The 7,502-nt window shown below is 57.2% G+C and carries 5 protein-coding genes; all 5 read right to left on the reverse strand.

Annotation, left to right across the window (positions count from 1 at the left end; translation table 11 throughout):
- Positions 1-404 precede the first annotated feature (404 nt).
- From BJP07_RS08780 to BJP07_RS08800, 5 genes are read right to left on the reverse strand one after another with little or no spacing between them, the layout of a single operon-like run.
- Positions 405-1,796: an ABC transporter ATP-binding protein gene (locus BJP07_RS08780; RefSeq protein ID WP_071567111.1), complete on the reverse strand. Its 1,392-nt coding sequence runs from the start codon at positions 1,794-1,796 to the stop codon at positions 405-407.
- The gene (locus BJP07_RS08785; protein ID WP_070361802.1) at positions 1,793-2,479 is read right to left on the reverse strand and encodes an energy-coupling factor transporter transmembrane protein EcfT; all 687 of its coding nucleotides are present in this window, start codon (positions 2,477-2,479) and stop codon (positions 1,793-1,795) included. The genes BJP07_RS08780 and BJP07_RS08785 overlap by 4 nt, the downstream gene beginning before the upstream one ends.
- On the reverse strand, positions 2,472-3,068 hold the full coding sequence (locus tag BJP07_RS08790; RefSeq protein ID WP_070361801.1) for an MptD family putative ECF transporter S component: 597 nt from the start codon (positions 3,066-3,068) through the stop codon (positions 2,472-2,474). Before BJP07_RS08790 ends, BJP07_RS08785 begins: the two co-directional genes overlap by 8 nt.
- A 34-nt stretch (positions 3,069-3,102) precedes the next feature.
- The gene (locus BJP07_RS08795; protein ID WP_070975613.1) at positions 3,103-4,851 is read right to left on the reverse strand and encodes an ABC transporter ATP-binding protein; all 1,749 of its coding nucleotides are present in this window, start codon (positions 4,849-4,851) and stop codon (positions 3,103-3,105) included.
- Complete coding sequence (locus BJP07_RS08800; protein WP_071567112.1) at positions 4,848-6,635, reverse strand: ABC transporter ATP-binding protein; 1,788 nt, start codon at positions 6,633-6,635, stop codon at positions 4,848-4,850. The genes BJP07_RS08795 and BJP07_RS08800 overlap by 4 nt, the downstream gene beginning before the upstream one ends.
- Between the last annotated feature and the right edge of the window lie 867 nt (positions 6,636-7,502).

Consider the following 7,502-nt stretch of genomic DNA (forward strand, 5'->3'; position numbering starts at 1 on the left):
GGCGGGAGATTCCGAATCGCTTGGCGACTTTTGCGGCTGGCTCGCCTTGGTCTCGTACGGCTTTAACGATTGCGAGGTTGCGGTTGGGGCTGTTCATTTGTCAACGATGTCCCGACTGATCCCGATGCGCGTTTGCGCCACGCAGTGGCTGGTCGGTGTCAACCATGTCGCGGCTGAGGTGTCAACCATCAGGAAGGTTCTCGCAGGCACGCCGTGTCAACTATGTCGTGACTTCGGACACCGTCGCCGGCTCCACTATGACGTCGAAAATGATAAGTAGGCGTTTGCGTTAGCGCGTACGCCCCAAGGGGGTCAAGAAAATCGCTTGCGTTAGCGAGTGTATAGCGCATTAGCTCTGACCTGCGGAAGCGCTTTCCTCTCTTTCGGCTGAGCGAGCGTTTGCGTTAGCAGGCGTTGATCTGGTCAAGGCGGACGCTATGGTCGGCGACCTCGGTAACGAGTTCAGCGTCGTGGGTGATGACAATGACGACGGCACCAGTGTCAGCGAGTTTACGCATTACTCGGGAAATCGCGACAAGGTGCTTGTAGCCAACACCGGACGTGGGTTCGTCGAAGATGTAAACTTTCTTGTTCGCAGCAAGCGCTGTAGCAATAACCAGGCGTTGGCGCTGCCCGCCAGAGAGTGCTTGGGGATGGTCAGCCTCGTGGTCGGCAAGGTCGAGTTCTTCAAGGATCGCGTGGGCATCGATGTGTTGCTTTTCGGCTTTGGTCGTGCCGAGCGTGACTTCGTCGATGACGGTATCTGAGAACAACTGTCGGGTAGGGTCTTCCATCACAAGGTAGGCGTCACGGCTGGGGAATTTTTGTCCATTGAGTGTGATGGATGCGTGTTTGGCTTTTTCTAGTCCGCAAACAATGCGTGCCAGGGTTGATTTCCCTGAACCGCACGGGCCGAGGAGCGCTGTGATTTTCCCTGCCGGAAAGAGCGCATGGTCGACGTTGAGAACCGTTTTCCCCTGCCGGTAGGCGAAGGTGAGGTTGTCGATCGTGAGCCCCTCCCCTGCCGGTTCCGGAAGTTGTGGCATAGACACAGTCACTAGGGATCGCAGTCCAAGCTGTTTGCGCTCCTCATCCGAGGTAGCGTAGAACTCTTCGCCGGTTGCGGTGAGGGCGATCTTGCCTTTGTCGAAGCAGTAGACACGGTCAGCGATCCCGGAAAGAAAACTTAGCCGGTGTTCAGCAATGATGATCGTGTGTCCATCAGCTTTGAGCCTGGCGATGAGTGTGGCGAGTTGGCCGATAAGATCAGCTGATAGGTTCGCGGTCGGCTCGTCAAAGACGATCAGCGACGTGTTGTTGCACATGGCGACGGCGCAGGCCACGCGTTGCATCTGCCCGCCCGACAGCTGTGTGACGCGGGATTCCAACAGGTCGGCGATACCTAACTCGGCTGCAACCTCGTCAATGCGGGCACAGATCTCCTGCGGGGCGCGGCCGAGATTTTCTGGGCCGAAGGCGAGTTCTTGGCGCACGTGAGTGGTGTAGAACTGGGTGCGTGGGTTTTGAAACACTGTCGAACAGTGGTGGGCAAGCTCTGATAGATCTACTCGTGCCACGTCAATGTCGTCGACTGTGACGCTTCCGGTAAGGTCGCCGTCGTGAAAGTGCGGGATGAGCCCGTTAAACAGCCGTAGCGCGGTGGTTTTCCCCGATCCCGATGCGCCACACAGCAAGGTGACGGTTCCAGGTGTGATGGTGATGATTGCGTCAGTGATTGAGGGGTGGTCTGCTCCTCGATAGGTGAAGGTGACGCCGGTGGCTTGGGTTATTGTCATAGGACGATTCTCCATATCGCGAAGCCGATAACGACGAGCAGAATGACTGCGTCGATCACACGGAATTTCACGACCGTGACTGAGGTGGGCTTTGCGGTTCCGCCCAGTCCTCGCACGAGGGCAGCAGATGCCAGTTCGTCCCCGCTGCGTACCACGGTCGATAGCAGCGGGATTGTGAAGTACTGGGCCGCGCGCAGGGAAAACGCAGACATGCCGCGTAGTTTCATCGCATCTGAGATCGCTTTAACCTCGTGGCCGATCACGGGCAGCACCCGTAAGGCAACCGAGATTGGGATCGTGAAACAGGTCGGGATCCGTGAGCTGACGAGTGCTTTTTGCAAGGTGGCGGGTCGGATTACACCGATCGCGTATGCGCCCATGCCTGCGCTGACACTGAATCGCCACATCCACTGCAAAAACAGCATGAGGAACGCGCTGACCGTTGACTTCCACACCAGTGGTATCACGAAGACGAGCCCGCCGAGGACCGCAAACGTGGCCAGGTAGACGGCCACCCAGCTCGGGCGCACGAGCGTGTTGGGGTTGATCGCAGCGCTCGCCAGCATCACGGCGGCGAATCCGCCCAGAGCACACACGAACCACGGCGAGTAGGCACTGTAGATCGTGGTGGAGACGATGACGAGCGCTACGATAATCGTGCGCGGGTCGGGAAGTTTAGACAAGACCGGCCCGTTCAAAGTGCTTACGCGCCACCCTGGTTCCCAACAGACCAGCAAGCCAGCCCACGATGAGCATCACAACGAAGAAGCCCAACAGAATCGGAATCGTGACAACCTGCGCCATCTTCGCGGCATACTCGGCGCCCATTTGTTCGGCGATCTGCGACATATATGCGTCTTGGTCCATAAATAGCGGCATCCACGGGGAAACATAGATCGGCAGAATAAACAGTGCGTATGCCAGCGGAACGCGAACCTTCACGCTCTTCGGCCCCTTGGTAATGACTAGGTCGGCGAGCAGGCCGAATACAGCGGCCACCGCGATTCCCCCTACCCAGTGGCCGGTCACGAAGAAGAGGATTTCGATGATAATCAGCATGATTGTCAATGCCCCCATCTTCGGAGTGCGTGCTGTGAACAGCGCAAAGACGATGCCGTTAACGAGAATAGAAAGCAAGAAGCCGGCATACATGGCGGCGGGGATGAACCCGAGCATTCCGAATGCAAACACGATGACGAACATCAAGGCGGTGAAGACGCCAATGTTGATGAAGTCGCGCGTGTTGAGGCGCGAGGATGTAGGCGTAGACATAGTTTTTCCTTTCATGTGCTTATACGTGCTGTGTTTAGACGAGTTGCCATCCAGCTGCGTTGATGCGTTCTTGCCAGAAATCGCGGTATTGACCCGGCTGATTGACCAGCTCGTCGTGGCACCCGCGCTGGGCGATACGCCCATCGTGGGAGAGCACAATGATTTGGTCAGCTTGGCGAATGGTTTCAAGTTTGTGGGCGATGACAATTAGTGTGGAGTGCTTACGCAGCTCGTTCATCGCCGCAACAATGTTGGCTTCATTTTCCGCGTCCAACGCGCTGGTGGCCTCATCGAACAGCACGATCGGGGCTTTCTTCACCAAGGCGCGAGCGATGGACACTCGTTGGCGTTCCCCACCTGACAGTGCACGCCCGCCAGCACCCGCCAATGAATTCCAGCCGTCTGGGAGGCGGTTGACAATTTCCGTCACGCCCGACAGCTCAGCGGCCCACCTGATTTCTTCATCAGTAGCTTCGGGATTGCCAAGGCGAATGTTGGCTTCGAGAGTGTCGTTGAATAAGTAGACGTCTTGGAAGACCAGAGATATCTGGCGCATCAAATCTTCGGTGGTCTGCTCGCGCACGTCCACTCCGCCAACGCGCACGCTGCCGGACTGCACATCCCAGAAACGTGCAACCATCCGGGCGATCGTCGTCTTCCCGCACCCAGATGGACCAACCAGGGCACACATGCCGCCTTGCGGGACATGGAAGGACATATCGTGCAGCACCGGGGTGTCCGGATCGTAGCTGAAGGTGACGTCCTCGAAACGAACATCACCAGGTGCCCTCACTGGTGTAGAGGCATCGGGTTCGGACAGTTCGGGGGCATCCATGACCTTGTCGACGTGGTTCATCTGCTGGCGGCGTTCTTCCAGCCCGGTCATGCAGCCACCGATGTCTTGGAGCATGGTGGTGAACCGCAGGCACATGCCGATTGTGACCACGGCGTTCAGCGCATTCATTTGCCCGCCGAGGGCGAGTTGGGCGGTCAGCCAGATCATTATCACGACAAGGGCTTGGACGAACATTCCATTAATCAGGTTCGCTAATGTTTCGATCCACAATGCTTTGCGGCTTTTGCGGTCAGCCTGTTTGAATGCCCGATCAAGGGCCGGGTAGTCGTCGGCGACATGGCAGGAGCGCAGCGCGCCTTGGCAGGTGGCGAATTCGACCATGCGAGCCGCCAATTCTGACTCAGCTGGTTCGGAAACCTGCTTACCTTTATCAAGAAGCACGCGGGAGATATGGAGGAAGGCGAGCATGATCGGGAACGCGATCGTCAAGGTCAGTCCCAGCCGCCAATCCCAGAACCAGGTTCCCACAGTGATCACCAGCACGGCTGAGAGTTTTTGGACGAGGGAGAAAATGAAGTGCGCCGCCGACTCGCCCAAGTTCATCATTTCCTGGGTGACCATGCGCGACAGTCGGCCAGAGCTACCCGAATCGAACACTCCCAACGGTAGGCGGGCTACTTTGTTACCTATTGCGTGGTGGACGTCGTGAATGAACCCGAGCGCGCCAATATAGCCGGTGCGCATACCATAAAACTCGGTGCCTACACCCGCTACCGAGATCACCGCCAAGGCGATGAGCCAGCCCCAAAACGATAACCCCCACACCGGCATTCCGGTCGCTAGGGCACTTGCTGCGGGAAGCAGAATCAGCAGGGCAAAGCCGTGACACAGTCCTGAGACCGCACCCCACGCTTGACCGACCGAGAGGTCACGCCACGAGGCGGGTTCCATCAAACGCTTAAAGCGTGGCAGCAATAGTTGATTCATCGTGTCATCTCCTCACATGCACCTTGGGCAAGAAGTGCCTGATAGTGCGCATTACCCAACAGCTCGTCGTGTTTACCGACCACAGCAATGCGCCCGCGTTCCATGACGACAATCTGATCCGCGCCCCTGATCGAGGCCAACCGGTGGGCGATCACAATCACGGTTCTGCCTTTGGCAAGAGTCGAGAGAGCTTGTTGAATTTTCGATTCCGATTCCGGGTCCGCCATCGCCGTCGCCTCGTCCAGCACCAACACTGGGGCATCAACCATGAGCGCCCGGGCGATCGCGATACGGGCTGCCTGCCCGCCCGAAACGTGGGTGTCCTCCCCCAACACGGTGTCGTAACCATCTGGCAGGCTCATGATGAACTCGTCGATCTGCGCGGCTCTCGCCGCCTGTCGCACCTGATCCAAGGTTGCGTCTGGCGCGCCCAGGGCAATGTTGTTGTGGATGGTGTCGCGAATAAGCTGTGCATCTTGCAAGACGAACGCGACCGTCGAATACAACAAATCCTGGGAAATGCTCTTTAGATCAACCCCGCCGATAGTGATCGTGCCAGCGTCCGGGTCATCGAAGCGGGCAATTAAACTCGCCAACGTCGACTTCCCCGCACCCGACGGGCCAACCAGCGCGGTCACCGTGCCTGCCGGAATGCTCAGGCTCACCTCGTCTAATGCCTGGGTGTCGTCATAGGCATACGACACACCCCGAATCTCGATATCATGACCGTGTGGTGTCTGTGGCGCATCGGGCTGACTCAACGCTGATAGCTCCATGACGTTCACCAGCCTCACTGCCGCAGACCCTGCGAGCTGGTACGACCAGGCGATGGTTGCGACTGCCATCAACGCTCCCGGCAGCACCAAGGCGATCAACGTCGTCGTTATCACCTCGTAGATGCTCACCCAACCGGCGTTCATCATCAACGCGCCACCGCCAAGGTTCACGATCAACAACACCGGGATCGACACCCACGAAAATGAGGCGACCGACATCGACACCAGCGGCATACACCACGCCCGGTAGAACTTAGAAAACTCGTTGGCCGCATCTAAATAGGCTTTATGGGCTTGGCCGACCTTGCCGAATGCTTTCACCACTGAGATACCGGCAACGAACTCGGCCATCGTTGCCGAAACCTGAGCGAGCTTGGTGTCCATTTGTGCGGTCTTCTCATTCATCCCACGCATCGACATGCCATACATGCCCACATAAATCGGAATCGTCGCAATCGACAGCAGAGCGAGCCGCCAATCCACCACAAACGCATACACCAACAAGGCGAGCGGGGATACGATCGCGTTCAGTTTCTCAATCGGCCCGTGCGCGATCACTGTATGCACCGTGGCCGTATCATCCTGAATGGTCTTGCGGATCTTCCCCTCACCCTCGCGGGTAAACCACGACAGCGGAGCAGTCGACATTCGGGCGGCAATTTGCCGACGCATCTGATTACGCAACGACAGGTCAATAAAATGCGTCACGCCCAATGCAACAAAATATAAGGTCAACCGGGCCATGTATGCGCTGACGAGGAGCATGACGATCCAGTTCACCCGCGCCGGGTCCACCTGGTCTTGCATAAGTTCTCTGCCAAGCTCCACCAGAGCCACATACGGGGCAATAGCCAACACGCCTGAGAGAAAAGCCAAAACCTGCGCGATAAACAGTTTGCCTTTCACCGGCTGCGATAGCTGACGGATCGCGTTCTGGCCAGCGACAGATTTTTCCTTCGCGGACCCATACTCACCGTCAACAACCTGATCCGTTACACTATCGTTCACGTAAACACCATCCTTATTAGGTAAGTCTAACCTTACTCGCTTTCTGGGAGGTGTACCTAACCGTGCACATCAACCGATACGAGCATCACCCTTTCAAGGCCATGCTTACCTGTTCACCGGTGCGGAATACCAACCGGATCGTATCCTCGTCTACGATGGCGTGGTCAATGAGTGCGCTCCACTCTACATCTGTAAGAACGAAGGCTCTTGGGCTGGAAGTTTGCTGCGCCCGCGAAATGGGTTCGCACCGATCAAGCACTTCAGGACTGTCCAACACGAACTTGAAGCAAGTCCATCTACTGCTCAAGAGTACGAAACACTCACAGAGTTAATTCTCGAAACGCTCAATCAAGCCGGTATTGAAACACTCCGTGCCCTCCAACCACTAGCTGAAAGCGATGACACCCCCTAACCAGATACCCGCTAACGCAAGCCCACCCGCAGATCCCCTTGGCTTCAAACGGACGCCACCCCCAGTGGGCGTTACAGCGATGACTGCCGGATCGCCGAACCTCCAGCGAAGTAGCGAGCAGTCTCAAAAACAGCTAAATCCCAGCTCAACAGGGGTTTAGTGGCTCATGCGGCTTTTATCATTTTCGACGTCTAAGCCTCCACTAACACCCCTTTTGCAGGGGTGTTTACGTTTGCCGTTTTTGAGGTGGGCGGAGACGCGAGTGACAAAAGACGCAACCCGCCCTAGGTGGCAGGCTGGTTGTGAGCGCCGAACCGAAGGAGGTCCACGCCCATGTCCCCGCACGATATTCCCCCGCTGATACCAAACCCACCCGAGAGGGATTGGGCACACTACAACACCAACCCCGACCCCGATGCTGGCAGTACTGGTAAGCGCCGGCGTGCAAGCATGCC

It is taken from the genome of Corynebacterium sp. NML130628 (assembly GCF_001875665.1).
Classification (GTDB): Bacteria; Actinomycetota; Actinomycetes; order Mycobacteriales; family Mycobacteriaceae; genus Corynebacterium.

Bases quoted from the DNA above. Each gene is read 5' to 3' on its own strand.
- BJP07_RS08780 (WP_071567111.1), bottom strand. From the start codon at position 1,796: ATGACAATAACCCAAGCCACCGGCGTCACCTTCACCTATCGAGGAGCA.
- BJP07_RS08790 (WP_070361801.1), bottom strand. From the start codon at position 3,068: ATGTCTACGCCTACATCCTCGCGCCTCAACACGCGCGACTTCATCAAC.
- BJP07_RS08795 (WP_070975613.1), bottom strand. From the start codon at position 4,851: ATGAATCAACTATTGCTGCCACGCTTTAAGCGTTTGATGGAACCCGCC.